Source organism: Streptoverticillium reticulum (assembly GCF_047456005.1).
GTDB classification, from domain to species: domain Bacteria; phylum Actinomycetota; class Actinomycetes; order Streptomycetales; family Streptomycetaceae; genus Streptomyces; species Streptomyces reticulum.
On the sequence record NZ_CP179755.1, the window covers coordinates 3179497 to 3195907 of the forward strand.

Here is a 16411-nt window from a genome sequence, read left to right on the forward strand (position 1 = left end):
CCCGCACCCGAAGTCGAGACAATGGGCCCCGCAACAGCGGGGCCCATTCCCGTACAGGATCATGCGAAGCGCTGGCTCGAAGAGCCGTCACAGCGCTGGAGCCGCACCGGCTCCTTGGCCCCCGCCAGGGTCAGGCAGAGGTCCGGCGCCGCGAGGGGCCGGAACGTCGAACCGTCGCGCGTGAAGCGCTGGTTGGCACCACCGTGACAGTTCCACAACTCCAGCGCCGCACCGGCGCGATACGCGCCCCCAGGCACGTCCACACACCGGTCATGTGTCAACGCCGAGTGCAGTGACTTCTGGTCCGCGTCGTACCACCACTCCTGGTTGCGGGCACCCGAGCACGGCCAGCCGCCCACCTCGGTGCCGTTGGCCGAGGCCGCGCCGTACGCGTCGATGCACGTGCCGGTGGCCGCGCTCTTCAGCGGGCGGAACGCGTCGTCCCAAGCGCCCTTGCGCAGCACCGGTTTGCCCGTGCCGGCCGGGTCCGCGCAGCCCGCCTCCTGGTAGCCGGAGTCGTACAGCTGCGTCAGGCAGGACGCGAAGGCGCCGTGTCCGCGCTCGTTGGGATGGAAGGACTGCCGCACGGAGTTGGCGTCCGGCGGGATCGGGTTCGTCAGGTCGATCCACAGGCCGCGGGCCCAGGTGTCCTCCATGCACACCTCGTGCCCGTGGAAGAGGCGGGAGTTGTCGAGGTAGACGGCGCCCGTGTCCCGGGCGGCCTTGTGCATGCCGCGTTCGAAGGCGGGCACGGCCTCGTTGCGCCCCCAGGCCGCGTCGGAGGTGTAGCCGACGCAGCCGCCCGGCAGCTTGCCGGGGAAGTTCGGGTTGTCCTCGATGTCGGGGCCGATGGGGCTGGGATACCCCATCACCACGAGCTTGTAGTCGCCGGCCGCGTACCCCGCGTCCGTCATGACCTTGCGCAGGTCGCGCACCGTCTGCTCGACCTTGGGGACGAGCCCGTCGACGCGGGCCTGCCAGCCTGGCTGGTACTTGGACTGGCACGGTCCCTGGAGGAACAGGTAGTGCTCGACGCAGTCGGTCATGACCGGGCCGAACTGCAGGTCGTCGTTGGCGCCGGCGACGAGCAGCACCATCTTCACGTGCGTGGTGCGGGCCTTGACGGCCAGGTTGTCGCTCTGGACGAGCTCGTCCGCGTACTGCTTGGTGCCGCCGATGCGGATGTTGGCGGTGGTGGCGCCGGAGCAGGCGACGTTGTACGTGACGTCGGCCGGAATCCCGGTGCGGTGGATGGCGGCGTCGGGCGAGCGGTGGCACCAGTTGACGGGGCCGTTGGTGCCCGGTTCGTAGACGCCGACGCCCTCGCCGGATATCTCGCTGTCGCCCAGCGAGACCAGCGAGGTCCTGCGCTGGTCGAGCGGGCGCTCGGCGGCGTCGCCGTACAGCTCGGCGGACTCCGCCGCGCGGATCTTCTCCAGTTCGGGGCTCAGCGCGGTGGCACTCGCGCGGGTGGCCGCGTGGGCGGCGGGGGTGGTGACGGCCATGCCGCCCAGGGCGGCGGCGAGGGCCGCGACGGAAGCGAGGGCACAGCGCAGGGTGGGTCTGCGTGTCATGAAGCCTCCCCGGTGTTTTCTGTTACCCGCGGTATTTACTCGTCAGTTGTGGATTTGGGAACACCGGGAACAGGATTGACGGGGCGGATGCTCTGTTGGTCAGGAGGTCGACGACCATGAACGACAGTGAGAACGCCCCTGTGCAGGAGTACCGCACCGAGCACGACTCGATGGGCGAGGTCCGCGTCCCCGCCCACGCCAAGTGGCGGGCCCAGACGCAGCGGGCCGTGGAGAACTTCCCCGTCAGCGGCCAGCGCCTGGAGCGCGCCCACATCGCCGCGCTGGCCCGCGTCAAGGCCGCGGCGGCGAGGGTCAACGCCGAGCTCGGCGTGCTCGACGAGGACATCGCCGCCGCCGTCGCGGAGGCGGCGGACGAGGTCGCCGAGGGGCGCTGGGACGAGCACTTCCCCGTGGACGTCTTCCAGACCGGTTCCGGCACCTCGTCCAACATGAACGCCAACGAGGTCATCGCCACCCTCGCGAGCGAGCGCCTCGGCCGCGACGTGCACCCCAACGACCACGTCAACGCCAGCCAGTCGTCCAACGACGTCTTCCCGTCCTCCATCCACATCGCGGCCACGGCGGCCGTGACCGGCGACCTGATCCCGGCGCTGGTGCACCTGGAGGCGGCGCTGGAGCGCAAGGCGGGGGAGTTCGCGGACGTCGTGAAGTCCGGCCGGACGCACCTGATGGACGCCACCCCGGTGACCCTCGGCCAGGAGTTCGGCGGCTACGCGGCACAGGTCCGCTACGGCGCCGAGCGGCTGCGCGCCTCGCTGCCGCGCCTGGCCGAACTCCCGCTGGGCGGCACGGCCGTGGGCACCGGCATCAACACCCCGCCCGGCTTCTCCGCCGCCGTCATCGCCGAGGTCGCCCGCGCGACCGGGCTGCCGCTGACCGAGGCCCGCAACCACTTCGAGGCGCAGGGCGCGCGCGACGGTCTGGTGGAGACCAGCGGACAGCTGCGCACGATCGCCGTCGGCCTCACCAAAATCGCCAACGACCTGCGCTGGATGGCCTCCGGGCCGCGCACCGGGCTCGCCGAGATCGGCCTGCCGGACCTGCAGCCCGGTTCCTCGATCATGCCGGGCAAGGTCAACCCGGTGGTGCCGGAGGCGGTGCTGATGGTGGCGGCCCAGGTGACCGGCAACGACACGACCGTCGCGACGGCGGGCGCCGCGGGCAACTTCGAGCTCAACGTGATGCTGCCGGTGATGGCGAAGAACCTCCTGGAGTCCGTCCGGCTGCTCGCCAACGCCTGCCGGCTGCTGGCCGACCGCACGGTCGACGGCATCACCGCCAACGTCGAACGGGCGCGGGAGTACGCCGAGTCGTCGCCGTCGGTGGTGACCCCGCTGAACCGTTACCTCGGGTACGAGGAGGCGGCGAAGGTGGCCAAGAAGTCGCTCGCCGAACGGAAGACGATCCGCGAGACGGTCCTGGAGGGCGGCTACGTCGAACGCGGCCTGCTGACACGGGAGCAGCTGGACGAGGCCCTGGATGTCCTGCGCATGACGCACCCGTAAACCCTCTGCGGCGGGTGCGTGCCTTACGTCACGGCGCTCGTTGCCCGGGACACCTAAGATCTGCGCATGACGGCGGACACGGTGAACACGACGGCGGCGGGCGCCGCCCCCTGGGCCCCGGGGGACCACATCCTCTGGCGCTACCGCGGCAATGCCACCGACCACGTGCACATCTGCCGCCCCGTCACCGTGGTCCGGGACACCGACGAGCTGCTCGCCGTGTGGATGGCCCCCGGCACCGACTGCGTCAAGCCGCTGCTCGCCGACGGCACCCCCGTGCACCAGGAGCCGCTCGCCACCCGCTACACCAAGCCGCGCACCACCTCGCTCACCCGCTGGCACGGCCCCGGCGTGCTCAAGCTCGCCCGGCCCGGCGAGCCCTGGTCCGTCTGGCTGTTCTGGGACGACGACTGGCGGTTCAGGAACTGGTACGTGAACCTCGAGGAACCGCTGGTGCGCTGGGCGGGCGGCGTCGACTCGGAGGACCACTTCCTGGACATCGCCGTCTACCCGGACCGCAGTTGGGAGTGGAAGGACGAGGACGAGTTCGTCCAGGCGCAGCGCGCGGGCCTGATGAGCGCCGGCCAGGCCGTCCGGGTGCGGGACGCCGGGCGGACGGCGGTCGGCCTGATCGAGTCCTGGGCGGCGCCCTTCGACGCCGGCTGGGAGAACTGGCGCCCCGACCCCGCCTGGACCGTCCCCCCGCTGCCCGGCGACTGGGACCGCACGCCGGACCGCCTCCCGACCTGACCGCTTGCCGTCTCCCCTCGGGGCAACCGTAGGATCGGGCTCCGCGGTACTCGCAAGGCAGCACGACCGCACGGCAGGTGACGGACGATCACACGTCACGTCGCACAGGACAGTCGCAGAGAGGGCGGAGCCGTGAGCGGTGACGACCAGCGGGATGACTACGACGGCTACGCCCGCTTAGGGCTGGACCGCAGCGGCCAGGCCGAGGCGTTCGACGCCATCGGCGACCGCTACGACGAGGCCTTCCCGCACAAGGAGGGCCAGCTCGCGTCCGGCGCCTGGCTGGCCGGGGCGCTGCCGCCCGGCTCCCGCATCCTGGACCTGGGCTGCGGCACGGGCCTGCCGACCGCGCGTCAACTCGTCGACGCCGGGCACACGGTGGTCGGCTACGACCTCTCCCCCGGCATGCTCGACCTCGCCCGCGCGAACGTGCCGGAAGCCGCCTTCCACGAGGGCGACCTGGCCGCGCTGCGCGACGGCCGGCTGGGCACCTTCGACGGCGCCGCCGCCTTCTTCGCCCTGCTGATGCTGCCGCGCCCGGAGATCCCGCACGCCCTGCGCATGCTGCACGCACTGCTGAGGCCCGGGGGCCTGCTGGCGCTCTCGATGGTCGAGGCGGACGTGGACGACTACGCGATTCCGTTCCTGGGCCACACGATCCGGGTATCGGGATATCTGCGGGACGAATTGCGTGAGGTCGTACGCGAGGCGGGTTTCGAGATCGCCGGGGAAAGCTCGCTGGCGTACGCCCCGGCGAGCACGGACGTACCACCCGAGATCCAGATCTTCCTCAACCTGCGACGCGCCTGACCCGCCCCCTCGGGCGGGTTGCACAGCCCCGACGGATGGAACCCCACGCGTGACGGAGCACCCCAACTCCCACGGAAGCGCCCACGAGCCCTCGCACGTTCCCGCGCACGGGCACGGTGAGGACGCCGCCCCCGGCCGCACCACGGCCGGGGCGTACGGCACGTCCCCGCGCGCCCACCGCGACCCGGACCCGGCGGCACCGGGCGCGGAGCGCTGCCGTACCGCTGCTGCGGGGGCGGACGCGGTATGCCGTCCCCGGCAGGGCGACGAACCGACAGCACCGGACACGGAACGCCCCCGCACCCCTGCCGCGGGAGCGGGCAAGGCCCCGCGTACCCGGCCCGCCGCGCAGGGTGTGACGGCGCCTGTGGAGCCCGCGGAGCAGGGCGGCGGTCCGGAAACCGGCCCCGCCTCGCCCTCCGGCGGCGCCCCCGGCACCGAGCCCGCCCCGCACGGGGCACCCGGCGGCGGGGAGCGGCTCCGGTTCGTGGGGGCCGCGACGCGGCGGATCGCGCGCGGCATCGACCTCGACGAGATCGTCCTCGGGCTGTGCCGGGCCACCGTGCCCACCTTCGCCGACGCGATCCTCGTCTACCTGCGCGACCCGCTGCCCGTGGGCGACGAGCGGCCCGTCGGCCCCGTCGTGCTGCGGCTGCGCCGCACCGACCGGCTGCCGGAGTACGTGCGGGCGGACGGCGAGGAGACCGGCAGCCTGCCCGACGAACGGCCCGACCCGGGGCCGGCGCTCGCCGAGACCGCGGCCGAGCGCTGCGAGGTGCGGATAGGCGGGCCGCTCGCGGAAGTGCTGCGCGGGGTCAGACCCGTCTTCGGGGACTCGCCGGCCGCGCGGGCGGCCCTGCCCGAGCTGCTCGGCGAAGGGCGGCAGGTACCGGAGGCGCACCGCACGGTCCTCGCGCCGCTGCGCGGGCGGCGCAGGGTGATCGGCGCGGCCGTGTTCGTCCGCCGCGCCGACCGGACCCCGTTCGAGAGCGACGACCTGCTCGTCGCCGCCCAACTGGCCACCCACACCGCCCTCGGCGTGGACAAGGCCGTGCTCTACGGCCGCGAGGTCTACATCGCCGACGAGCTGCAGCGCACCATGCTGCCCGACTCCCTCCCCCAGCCCACGGGCGTCCGGCTGGCCAGCCGCTACCTCCCCGCCGCCGAGACCGCCCGGGTCGGCGGCGACTGGTACGACGCGATCCCGCTGCCGGGCAACCGCGTCGCCCTGGTCGTCGGCGACGTCATGGGCCACTCCATGACCTCCGCCGCGATCATGGGCCAGCTGCGCACCACCGCGCAGACCCTGGCCGGCCTGGACCTGCCGCCGCAGGAGGTGCTGCACCACCTCGACGAGCAGGCGCAGCGCCTCGGCAGCGACCGCATGGCCACCTGCCTCTACGCGGTCTACGACCCGGTCGCGCACCGCATCGTCATCGCCAACGCCGGCCATCCGCCGCCGATCATGCTGCACCGCGGCGGCCGCGCCGAGGTGCTGCGCGTCCCGCCGGGCGCGCCCATCGGCGTGGGCGGCGTGGACTTCGAGGCCGTCGAGCTGGACGCCCCGGCCGGGGCCACCCTCCTCCTCTACACCGACGGCCTGGTCGAGTCCCGCATCCGGGACGTGTGGACCGGCATCGAGCAGCTCCGCGAGCGGCTGATCGACACCGCCCGGCTCACCGGCCCCAACCCGCCGCCCCTGGAGCCGCTGTGCGACGAGGTGCTCGGCATGCTCGGCCCGGGCGACCGGGACGACGACATCGCCCTGCTCGCCGCCCGCTTCGAGGGCATCGCACCCAGCGACGTCGCGTACTGGTTCCTCGACCCGCGCCCGCAGACCGCCCGCCAGGCCCGCCGCCTGGCCCGCCGGGCGCTCACCCGCTGGGGCCTGGAGGAGCTCACGGACAGCGTGGAACTGCTGGTCAGCGAGGTGATCACCAATGCGGTGCGGTACGCGGAGCGACCGATCACGCTGCGCCTGCTGCGGACGGACGTGCTGCGCTGCGAGGTCGGCGACGACGTGCCGCAGCTGCCCCGGCTGCGCCGGGCCCGGCCCTCGGACGAGGGCGGGCGCGGCCTGTACCTGGTGAACAGGCTGGCCAGACGGTGGGGAGCGACCCGGCTGAGCACGGGCAAGGTGGTGTGGTTCGAGCTGGCGCTGCCGACTCACGTGCACTGAACCGCGCACCGAAACCTGCCGCGCCTTCCGTTCCCTCGTACGAGGTGAAATTCTGGACAGTGTCCAGCCCCCTGTTGCCGACACTCTGTCGGCGGGGTTCACTGGCTCGGGTGGAGGGCGGCATCACGACGTCCTCACCCAACCCGTTCCGGGAGGCGTCTCCAGACATGACCGACTCGGCGCAGAGCACTCCGTACACCACGAACAACGCCGGTGTCCCGGTGGAAAGCGACGAGCACTCGCTCACCATCGGCGACACTGGCCCCATCCTGCTCCAGGATCACTACCTGATCGAGAAGATGGCCCAGTTCAACCGTGAACGGGTCCCCGAACGGGTGGTGCACGCCAAGGGCGGCGGCGCATACGGCACCTTCCAGGTGACCAATGACGTCAGCCAGTTCACCAAGGCCGACCTCTTCCAGCCCGGCCGGCGCACGGAGATGCTGGCCCGCTTCTCCACGGTGGCCGGCGAGCAGGGCTCCCCGGACACCTGGCGCGACCCCCGCGGCTTCGCCCTCAAGTTCTACACACAGCACGGCAATTACGACCTCGTAGGCAACAACACCCCGATCTTCTTCGTCCGCGACCCGCAGAAGTTCCAGGACTTCATCCGCTCCCAGAAGCGCCGCCCCGACAACGGCCTGCGCGACAACGACATGCAGTGGGACTTCTGGACCCTCTCCCCCGAGACCGCCCACATGGTCACCTGGCTGATGGGCGACCGCGGCATCCCGAAGACCTGGCGCCACATGAACGGCTACGGCTCGCACACCTACATGTGGGTCAACGGCGGCGGCGAGAAGTTCTGGATCAAGTACCACATCAAGACCGACCAGGGCATCGACTTCCTCACGCAGGCCGACGCGGACCGCCTCGCCGGCGAGGACGGCGACTACCACCGCCGCGACCTCTCCGAGGCGATCGCGAGCGGCAACGCCCCGTCGTGGACGATGTACGTCCAGGTCATGCCCTTCGCCGACGCCCCGGACTACCGCTTCAACCCCTTCGACCTCACCAAGGTGTGGCCGCACGGCGACTACCCCCTGATCGAGGTCGGCCGCATGACGCTCGACCGCAACCCCGAGGATTTCTTCGTCCACATCGAACAAGCAGCCTTCGAACCGTCCAACCTCGTCCCCGGCATCGGCCCCTCGCCGGACAAGATGCTGCTGGGCCGGCTCTTCTCCTACCCGGACACCCACCGGTACCGGATCGGCCCCAACTACGCCCAGCTGCCGCCCAACCGCGCGCACTCCGCCGTCAACTCCTACGCCAAGGACGGCCCGATGCGCTACGAGCCGGCCAACACGGCTCGCCCGTACGCCCCCAACTCCTACGGCGGCCCGGCCGCCGACACCGCCCGCTTCGGCGAGATCGCGGGCTGGGAGGCCTCGGGCGAGATGGTGCGCGAGGCGTACAAGCTCCACCGCGAGGACGACGACTGGGGCCAGGCGGGCACCATGGTCCGCAAGGTCCTGGACGAGGCGGCCCGCGAACGCCTCGTCTCCAACGTGTCCGGCCACCTCAAGAACGGCGTCACCCCGCCGGTCCTGGAACGCGCGCTGCAGTACTGGCGCAACATCGACAAGAAGGTGGGCGACCAGATCGCTACGCGGGTCAACGGGGCCTGAGAGACAGCGGAACGGTTACTCCCCGGGGTGTACGCCCCGGGGAGCCTTGCTATGACGGGGTCCTGCATCCCGGCTGCCGTACAGCGCCTTCGAGTGCTTCGCGGAGGTCGTCGGCAGCGGTGAGAGTCACTGTGACCTCACCCTCGCCCTGATCGGGCATGACCCACACGCGTTCTCCCAGATACTTGCCCGGCGGCGGCACGAACAGCTCGGCGCCGGTGGGGAAGACGCTGACACCGGGCAATCCGGCCAGGTGGCGTCCTGATCCCTACAGAGGTCTCTCCAATGATCCGCCGGTATCCCGAGTCGTGCGTGAACCGGCGTCCACGACAGTTGCCGACATCCGTAAGCAGTACGGCATGGTGTTCAAACTGGATCTCGACTCCGGCGACTACTACAAAGTGTTCAAGCCCGGTAAGGCACCCGGCCACTGACTCCGTCCTGCCGGAAGGACATACGGCGACGGCCGCCGCCCTCCCCTGTGGGAGGGCGGCGGCCGTCGCCGTTGTGCGTGCTGCGGTGCCTCAGCCGTTCCGGTTGGGCTTGTTGCCCGTGTCGCCGGTGTCACCGCCGGCCGGCGTCGTCGGGTTCACCGGGGACGGCGGCGGGGACGGCGGGACGGGCGGGGTGTGGCGCGAGGGGTTCGGGCCCGGCTCCTGCGACTGGGAGTGCGAGGGAGACGGGGTCTGGCCGCTCGGCGACGGCTTCGTCGACGGGGCGCGGGACGGGCCCGTCGACGGGGTCGGCGCCACGGACGGGGCCGGGGGCGCGACCGGGGCGGTCGGCTCGTCGGTCTCCAGGTCGAACTTGGCGTCGGAGTCGTCGTCGAACGCGCTCGAGTTGTACGCGGCCCAGATCTTGGCCGGGTACGCACCGCCGTTCACACGGCCATTGCCACCGGTGCCCTGGAGGGTGACCTGCTTGCCGCCCGTACCCTCACCGAACATGCCGACCGAGGTGATGAGGTCCGGCGTGTAACCGGTGAACCAGGCCGACTTGTTGTCGTCGGAGGTGCCGGTCTTGCCCGCCACCTGGTACTGGGAGCTCTGCACGGCGATGCCGGTGCCTCCCTCGCCCTCGATCACGCCCTGCAGGACGTGGGTGAGGCCGTCGGCGGTGTTGCGGTCGAGGACGCGCTCCTTGCCCGCCGCGTCGGGGAGCTTGAACTCCTGTCCGCCGCGGGAGGCCGACTTGATGATGCTCGGCGTGATCTTCATGCCGTGGTTGTCGAGCGTCGCATAGGCGCCCGCCATGTCCATCGGGCTCGCACCCATGGAGCCCAGCGCCATGGACGGGTTGGCATCGAAACCGACGCCGTCACCCTTCATGCCCATGTCGACCGCGGTCTTCTTGACCTTGTCCAGGCCCACGTCGACGGCCATCTGCGCGAAGACGGTGTTGACCGAGCGGTTCATCGCCTCCTGGACGGAGACCGCGGGGTTGGTGTACTGGTCCTCGTTCTCCGGCGCATAGCCGTCGCCACCCGGGCCCACGACCGCCCGCTTGTTGGTGCCGTCGTAGATCGTGGCCGGCGTGATCTTCTTGCCGTCCTGGGTCGTCGACCCGTGCTCCAGGGCCGAGGCCAGGATCAGCGGCTTGAAGGTGGACGCCGGCTGGTAGTCCCGGCGCGTGGCGTTGCTGATCTGGTGCTGTACGAAGTCCTGACCGCCGTACAGAGCAACGATCTTGCCGGTCTTGCGGTCCACGGACACCGAGCCGACCTGGGCATGGCCGTCGACCTCGCGGGCCTTGGGGTCCAGGTCGTCCAGGAGCTTGTCCTTGACGGCCTTCTCCAGCTCCGCCTGCTTCTTCGGGTCGATGCTGAGCGTGATCGTCCAGCCGCCCGCGGCGAAGTCCTGCTCGGCGTCCTTCTGACTGCGGCCTTCCTTGACCAGGTCGCGGATGATCTCCTGCTTGGCCGCCTCGACCAGGTAGCCGTTCTGGCCCTTGAGGCCCTCGGAGGGCTTGGGCGTGCCCGGCTGCTCGAACTGCATCTTGGCGCGGTCGGCAGCGGTCAGCCACTTCTGCTCGACCATTTTGTCGAGCACGTAGTTCCAGCGGGCCGTGGCGTTGCGCTTGCCGGCGTCGGTGGCCTGCGCCCAGTCGTACTGGCTCGGCGCCTGGAGCAGGGCGGCGAGGTACGCGCCCTCCTGCAGGTTCAGCTTGTCGACGTCCTTGTTGTAGTAGGCGCGGGAGGCGGCCTGGATGCCGTAGGCGCCGCGGCCGTAGTAGCTGGTGTTGAGGTAGCCCTCGAGGATCTGGTCCTTGCTGAACTTGTCCTGGACCTTGAGGGAGATGAACATCTCCTTCACCTTGCGGGTGACGGTCTGCCGCTGGTCCAGGTAGTAGTTCTTGACGTACTGCTGGGTGATCGTCGAACCACCCTGCTTGCCGCGGCCCATCAGCGTGTTGATGATGCCGCGCGCCGTGCCCTGGATGTCGACTCCGGGGTCGGTGTAGAAGTTCTTGTTCTCAGCGGCGACGACAGCCTGCTGGATGTTCTTGGGGATCTTCGAGAGCGGGACTTCCTCGCGGTTGACCTCGCCGATCCGTGCGATCGTCTTGCCGTCGCTCGACTTGTAGATGTTGCTCTGCAGCTTGGCCGCCGCATTGCCGTCACCGGGCACGTCCACATAGAGGTAGAGCGCCACGAAGGAGCCCACGCCGAGGGCTATCAGTGCTCCGACGTAGGCGAGCAGCATCTTCCAGGTGAAGAAGCGGCGTATGCCCGTCTTCCTGGGCTTCCCGCCACCCCTGCCGGGGCGACTGCCCTTCTTCTGCGCGCGTCGCGCGTCCGCTCGGCCCATCTCTCCCGTCGCTCCAGTCCGTCCGCCCCCAACCCAGCTCATGAAGCTAACACCGCATCTGCCACCAAACGCCCATCCATCACGGCAATGACGGACGTGACATATAGCACCCCGGGTGGCGGAACCCGGAACGGCGTACTAGCGGCAAACCGTACAGGGCCTTAATGTGTTATCACTTTGCTAGACACCGAGAGAGCGTGCGGCCGACCACCGCACGCCGACGAAGCGGGGGTACGTCCATGTCGGACGCCACGGCAAAGATCGACATCAAGGAAGTTCCGGCCCGGGACATCGGGGGCGGTCTCGCCCTGCTGCTGGGGCTGGTGGGGCTGCTCGTCGGCGTGGGCGGCGTCATCGTCGGCGCGGGCTTCGGCGCCGACGGGAACAAGGGGGCCGCGGCCGCGCTCATCGTCTGCGGCATCGTCGTCGGCCTGGCCTCGATCATCGCGATGTCCGGGCTGAACACCGTCGCCCCGGGCGAGGCCCGCGTCGTCCAGCTCTTCGGCCGCTACCGGGGCACCATCCGCACCGAGGGCCTGCGCTGGGTGAACCCGTTCACCAGCCGCTCGAAGATCTCCACCCGGGTGCGCAACCACGAGACGGCCGTACTGAAGGTGAACGACGCCTACGGCAACCCGATCGAGCTCGCGGCGGTCGTCGTCTGGCAGGTCGAGGACACCGCGCAGGCCGTGTTCGCGGTGGACGACTTCCAGGAGTTCGTCGCCGTCCAGACCGAGGCCGCCGTGCGGCACATCGCCATCGAGTACCCCTATGACGCGCACGAGGAGGACGCGCTCTCGCTGCGCGGCAACGCCGAGGAAATCACCGAGAAGCTCGCGATCGAGCTGCACGCCCGCGTCGAGGCCGCCGGCGTCCACATCATCGAGTCCCGCTTCACGCACCTCGCCTACGCCCCCGAGATCGCCTCGGCGATGCTCCAGCGCCAGCAGGCGGGCGCGATCGTCGCCGCCCGCCAGCAGATCGTGGAGGGCGCGGTCGGCATGGTCGAGCAGGCGCTGGCCCGGATCAGCGAGCAGGGCATCGTCGAGCTGGACGAGGAGCGGAAGGCGGCCATGGTCAGCAACCTGATGGTGGTGCTGTGCGGCGACCGGGCCGCACAGCCCGTCCTCAACACCGGCACGCTCTACCAGTGACGGAGGACTCGGCAGCCGGATCCGGGAAGCCGCGGCAGCGCAAGCAGGTGCTGCTGCGGCTCGACCCGTCGGTGCATGACGCGTTGGCCCGGTGGGCGGGCGAGGAGTTGCGCAGCACGAATGCGCAGATCGAGTTCCTGTTGCGGAAGGCCTTGGCCGACGCCGGGCGGCTCCCCAAGGAAGTCGGTGCGATGCGCAAACGGGGGCGGCCGCCGAAGTCTGCCGACGGTGCCTAGCTGCGGGCCGTCTTTGGTTGCTCGCGCCCACGCGGCGGAGCCGCAAATCGAAACAGCCCCGCGCCCCTTCGGGCGCTATACATCCCATGTATACACACCATGTACTGTGTCCCACATGTCCATAGGTCACACCCTCCTCGCCCTCCTGGAGTCCGGTCCGCGGCACGGTTACGACCTCAAGCGGACCTTCGACGAGCACTTCGGCCACGACCGGCCGCTGCACTACGGGCAGGTCTACGCGACCATGTCCCGGCTGCTGAAGAACGGTCTCGTCGAGGTCGACGGCATCGAGCACGGCGGGGGCCCGGACCGCAAGCGCTACGCGATCACCGACGCCGGTATCACCGACGTCGCCCAGTGGCTGGCGCAGCCGGAGAAGCCCGAGCCCTACCTCCAGTCGACCCTCTACACCAAGGTCGTCCTCGCCCTGCTCACCGGACGCGACGCCGGCGACCTGCTGGACGCCCAGCGCTCGGAGCACCTGCGCCTGATGCGCGACCTCACCCAGCGCAAGCGCGACGGCGACCTGGCCGACCAGCTCATCTGCGACCACGCGCTCTTCCACCTCGAAGCCGACCTGCGATGGCTGGAACTGACCGCCGCCCGTCTCGACCAGCTCGCGAAGGCGGTGCGCGCATGACCCCCGACGGCTCCCTGATATCCGCCGCCGGCCTGCGCAAGGCCTACGGACCCACCACCGCCCTGGACGGTGCGGACTTCTCCATCCACGCCGGCGAGGTCGTCGCCGTCATGGGCCCCTCCGGCTCCGGCAAGTCCACCCTCCTGCACTGCCTGGCCGGCATCGTGCGCCCCGACGCGGGCACCGTCCACTACGACGGGCGCGACCTGGCCGCCATGTCCGACGGCGAGCGCAGCGCCCTGCGCCGCCGCGAGTTCGGCTTCGTCTTCCAGTTCGGCCAGCTCGTCCCCGAGCTGACCTGCCTGGAGAACGCCGCCCTGCCGCTGCGCCTGACCGGCCACAAGCGCAAGGACGCCGAGGCCCGCGCCCTGCGGTGGCTGGAGCGTCTGGAGGTCGCAGACGTGCGCCACCACCGCCCCGGCCAGGTCTCCGGCGGCCAGGGCCAGCGCGTCGCGGTCGCCCGTGCGCTGGTCGGCGAGCCCCGCGTCGTCTTCGCCGACGAGCCCACGGGCGCGCTCGACTCCCTCAACGGCGAGCGCGTCATGCAGCTGCTCACCGACTCCGCCCGCGAGACCCGCGCCGCCGTCGTCCTCGTCACCCACGAGGCACGCGTGGCCGCGTACTCCGACCGCGAGGTCGTCGTCCGCGACGGCACCGCGCGCGACATGGCAGGGATGTATGACGCCGCCTGAGCCCGGAACGACCAAGATCACGGCAGGCCCCACCGGCGTGGCGGCCTGGGTCCGCGACCTGGCCATGGGCATCCGGTTCGCCGTCACCGGCGGCCGCGAGGCCTGGCTGCGCACCGCGCTGACCGCGGTCGGCGTGGGGCTCGGCGTGGCCCTGCTGATGATCGCCGCGTCCGTGCCGCACATGATGTCCGAGCGCCACCAGCGCAGCGCCGCCCGCGCGGTCGACAGCCCCGAGATGTTCTTCGACAAGCGGCCGGCGCACGAACTCAAGCCCGGCAGCGGCACGTTCCTGTACAAGACCGCGGACACCGACTACCACGACAAGCCCGTCCAGGGCGCAGTGCTGCAGGCCGACGGGCCCGAGGCCCCCGCCCCTCCGGGCGTGCAGGCCATGCCCCGGCCCGGCGAGATGGTGGTCTCCCCCGCGCTCGACGAGCTGTTGCGCTCCGACGGCGGAAAGCTGCTGCGCGAGCGGTTCGAGGGCTACCGGACCGTCGGCACCATCGCCCCCTCGGGACTCGTCGGCCCCAGCGAGCTCTTCTACTACGCGGGCAGCGACAAGCTGGCGCCGGGCCACGGGACCATCCGCGTCGACGGTTACGGCTACGAGGAACCGGACATCCCGCTGGACGCCGCAATCGTCCTGCTCGTGATCGTCGTGTGCGTCGTGCTGCTGATGCCGATCGCTATCTTCATCACCACCGCCGTACGCTTCGGCGGCGAACGGCGCGATCAACGGCTCGCCGCGCTGCGGCTCGTGGGCGCCGACGCGCGGATGACCCGGCGCGTCGCGGCGGGCGAGGCACTGGGCGGTGCGCTGTTCGGACTGTCGGTCGGTGCCGGACTCTTCCTGTTCCTGCGGGAGTTCGCGACGTACCTCACGATCCGGGACAGCAGCGTCTTCCCCTCCGACATCGTCCCCGAGCCCTGGATCGCGGCGACGATCGCCGTGGCCGTGCCCGTGTGCGCCGTGATCGTGACGCTGTTCGCGCTGCGCCGCATCGCCATCGAGCCGCTGGGCATCGTGCGCAACACGGTCGCCCGGCGCCGCCGGCTGTGGTGGCGGCTGCTGATCCCCGCAGCGGGCGTCGCACTGCTCGTGCCGCTCTTCCGCAAGGCCCCCGGCTATGCGATGCACTCGGTACCGCTCGACACGTACCAGATCGCCGCCGGTGCGGTCCTGCTGCTGATCGGTGTGACGACGCTGCTGCCCTGGGCGGTGGAGATCTGCGTGTCCCGCTTCCGCGGCGGCCCGCTGCCCTGGCAACTGGCGGCCCGGCGACTGCAGTTCAACAGCGGCCCGGCGGCGCGCGCGGTCAGCGGCATCACGGTGGCCGTGGCCGGGGCGATCGCGGTGCAGATGCTCTTCGCCGGAGTGCAGAACGACTACCTGAAGTCCGACGGTCACGATCCGAGCCACTTCCAGGTACGGGCCTCGTACCGCCCCGGAACCGCCGAGGAGACCAGCGCCTGGACCGAGCGGTTCCGCGCCACCAAGGGCGTGGAGGCGGTGAACGGTTACGTGGAGCGCTACGCCGACAAGCCGGGCGACGCCGACGCGGTCACCACGATCCGCGTCGGGGACTGCGCCACGCTGCAGCGGATGGCGCACATCGACTCCTGTCGCGACGGCGACGTCTTCGTGGCCCAGGAGCCGGGCGGCGACGTCGACACGGAGCACCGCTTCGCGCCCGGCACCCGGCTGACGACGAAGGAGTACAGCGCCCCGTCCGGGCAGAAGGCGCGCCAGTACGACTGGACGGTCCCCGCCTCGGCCCGTGTCGTGACGACGCGGCCGGACCCGGCCGGCGACCACCCCTTCGGCATCCTGGCCACGCCCTCGGCCATCGACGTCGCGAAGATCCCGGACGCGACGACGACGTTCGTGGCGCAGGTGAAGAAGGGCGACCTGGACGCGATCGAGGAGTTCCGGAACACGGCGGCCCACATCGACCCGTCGATGCGGGTGTGGCGCATGGGCGGCGTGGTGAAGGACAACCACTACGCAACGGTCGAGAAGGGCCTGCTCATCGGCGCAGTGGCGACGCTCGCCCTGATCGCGGCCAGCATGGCCGTGACAACGGCCGAGCAACTGCGCGAGCGCAAGCGGCTGTTGTCGGTGCTCGTCGCGTTCGGCACGCGACGCTCGACGCTGGGCTGGTCGGTGCTGTGGCAGACGGCCGTGCCGGTGGTGCTCGGCATGGCTCTGGCGGTGGGCGGCGGCCTCGGCATGGGCTGGGCCATGCTGCGCCTGCTGCACAAGAGCGTCCAGGACTGGTGGTCCTTCGCACCGGTGGCCGGCACGGGGGCGGCGGTGATCCTGGCGGTGACGGTGCTGGGGCTGGTGCCGCTGTGGCGCATGATGCGGGCGGACGGCTTGCGGTCGGAGTGACTGTTGTTCGGCCCGGCTCC

13 protein-coding genes and 1 pseudogene are annotated in these 16411 nt (G+C 71.0%); 12 read left to right on the plus strand and 2 right to left on the minus strand.

Features of this window, described 5'->3' with window-relative positions; translation table 11 throughout:
• Positions 1 to 59: 59 nt before the first annotated feature.
• Positions 60 to 1574, minus strand: a complete 1515-nt coding sequence (locus tag ACMATS_RS14190) for a ricin-type beta-trefoil lectin domain protein (protein ID WP_390776306.1) — start codon at positions 1572 to 1574, stop codon at positions 60 to 62.
• A 140-nt stretch (positions 1575 to 1714) separates the two neighbouring features.
• Here ACMATS_RS14190 and ACMATS_RS14195 point away from each other — a divergent pair, with 140 nt between their 5' ends.
• The 6 genes from ACMATS_RS14195 to ACMATS_RS14220 all read left to right on the plus strand — a co-directional run bounded on the left by ACMATS_RS14195 (position 1715) and on the right by ACMATS_RS14220 (position 8904).
• Complete coding sequence (locus ACMATS_RS14195; RefSeq protein WP_391152630.1) at positions 1715 to 3100, plus strand: class II fumarate hydratase; 1386 nt, start codon at positions 1715 to 1717, stop codon at positions 3098 to 3100.
• A gap of 66 nt (positions 3101 to 3166) precedes the next feature.
• Positions 3167 to 3850 carry a DUF402 domain-containing protein gene (locus ACMATS_RS14200; protein ID WP_390776305.1) on the plus strand — a complete coding sequence of 228 codons (684 nt, stop codon included), beginning with the start codon at positions 3167 to 3169 and terminating at the stop codon, positions 3848 to 3850.
• Positions 3851 to 3982: 132 nt separating this feature from the next.
• Entirely contained in the window at positions 3983 to 4660 is a 678-nt protein-coding gene (locus tag ACMATS_RS14205) for a class I SAM-dependent DNA methyltransferase (protein WP_414168084.1), read from the plus strand.
• A 49-nt stretch (positions 4661 to 4709) separates the two neighbouring features.
• Complete coding sequence (locus ACMATS_RS14210; protein ID WP_414168085.1) at positions 4710 to 6839, plus strand: SpoIIE family protein phosphatase; 2130 nt, start codon at positions 4710 to 4712, stop codon at positions 6837 to 6839.
• Between the two features lie 167 nt (positions 6840 to 7006).
• Positions 7007 to 8470: a catalase gene (locus ACMATS_RS14215; protein WP_414168086.1), complete on the plus strand. Its 1464-nt coding sequence runs from the start codon at positions 7007 to 7009 to the stop codon at positions 8468 to 8470.
• Between the two features lie 158 nt (positions 8471 to 8628).
• Positions 8629 to 8904 (plus strand): hypothetical protein, encoded by a 276-nt coding sequence (locus tag ACMATS_RS14220; protein WP_414168087.1) that lies wholly within the window; start codon positions 8629 to 8631, stop codon positions 8902 to 8904.
• A gap of 90 nt (positions 8905 to 8994) precedes the next feature.
• On the opposite strand, the gene ACMATS_RS14225 is transcribed toward ACMATS_RS14220, so the two are convergent.
• Positions 8995 to 11277: a transglycosylase domain-containing protein gene (locus ACMATS_RS14225; RefSeq protein WP_414168088.1), complete on the minus strand. Its 2283-nt coding sequence runs from the start codon at positions 11275 to 11277 to the stop codon at positions 8995 to 8997.
• A gap of 239 nt (positions 11278 to 11516) precedes the next feature.
• On the opposite strand from ACMATS_RS14225, the gene ACMATS_RS14230 reads away from it, so the two are divergent.
• From ACMATS_RS14230 to ACMATS_RS14255, 6 genes and pseudogenes are all read left to right on the plus strand, one after another.
• Positions 11517 to 12431 (plus strand): SPFH domain-containing protein, encoded by a 915-nt coding sequence (locus ACMATS_RS14230; RefSeq protein WP_414168089.1) that lies wholly within the window; start codon positions 11517 to 11519, stop codon positions 12429 to 12431.
• Positions 12428 to 12667: a hypothetical protein gene (locus tag ACMATS_RS14235; protein WP_414168090.1), complete on the plus strand. Its 240-nt coding sequence runs from the start codon at positions 12428 to 12430 to the stop codon at positions 12665 to 12667. Before ACMATS_RS14230 ends, ACMATS_RS14235 begins: the two co-directional genes overlap by 4 nt.
• Positions 12668 to 12782: 115 nt before the next feature.
• Complete coding sequence (locus ACMATS_RS14240) at positions 12783 to 13307, plus strand: PadR family transcriptional regulator (RefSeq protein ID WP_171079933.1); 525 nt, start codon at positions 12783 to 12785, stop codon at positions 13305 to 13307.
• The gene (locus tag ACMATS_RS14245; RefSeq protein ID WP_390776295.1) at positions 13304 to 13999 is read left to right on the plus strand and encodes an ABC transporter ATP-binding protein; all 696 of its coding nucleotides are present in this window, start codon (positions 13304 to 13306) and stop codon (positions 13997 to 13999) included. The genes ACMATS_RS14240 and ACMATS_RS14245 overlap by 4 nt, the downstream gene beginning before the upstream one ends.
• 409 nt (positions 14000 to 14408) lie before the next feature.
• A pseudogene (locus ACMATS_RS14250) lies at positions 14409 to 14993 on the plus strand (FtsX-like permease family protein); the annotation flags it as partial.
• Between the two features lie 981 nt (positions 14994 to 15974).
• Positions 15975 to 16391, plus strand: a complete 417-nt coding sequence (locus ACMATS_RS14255) for an FtsX-like permease family protein (protein ID WP_414170722.1) — start codon at positions 15975 to 15977, stop codon at positions 16389 to 16391.
• Positions 16392 to 16411: the final 20 nt, after the last annotated feature.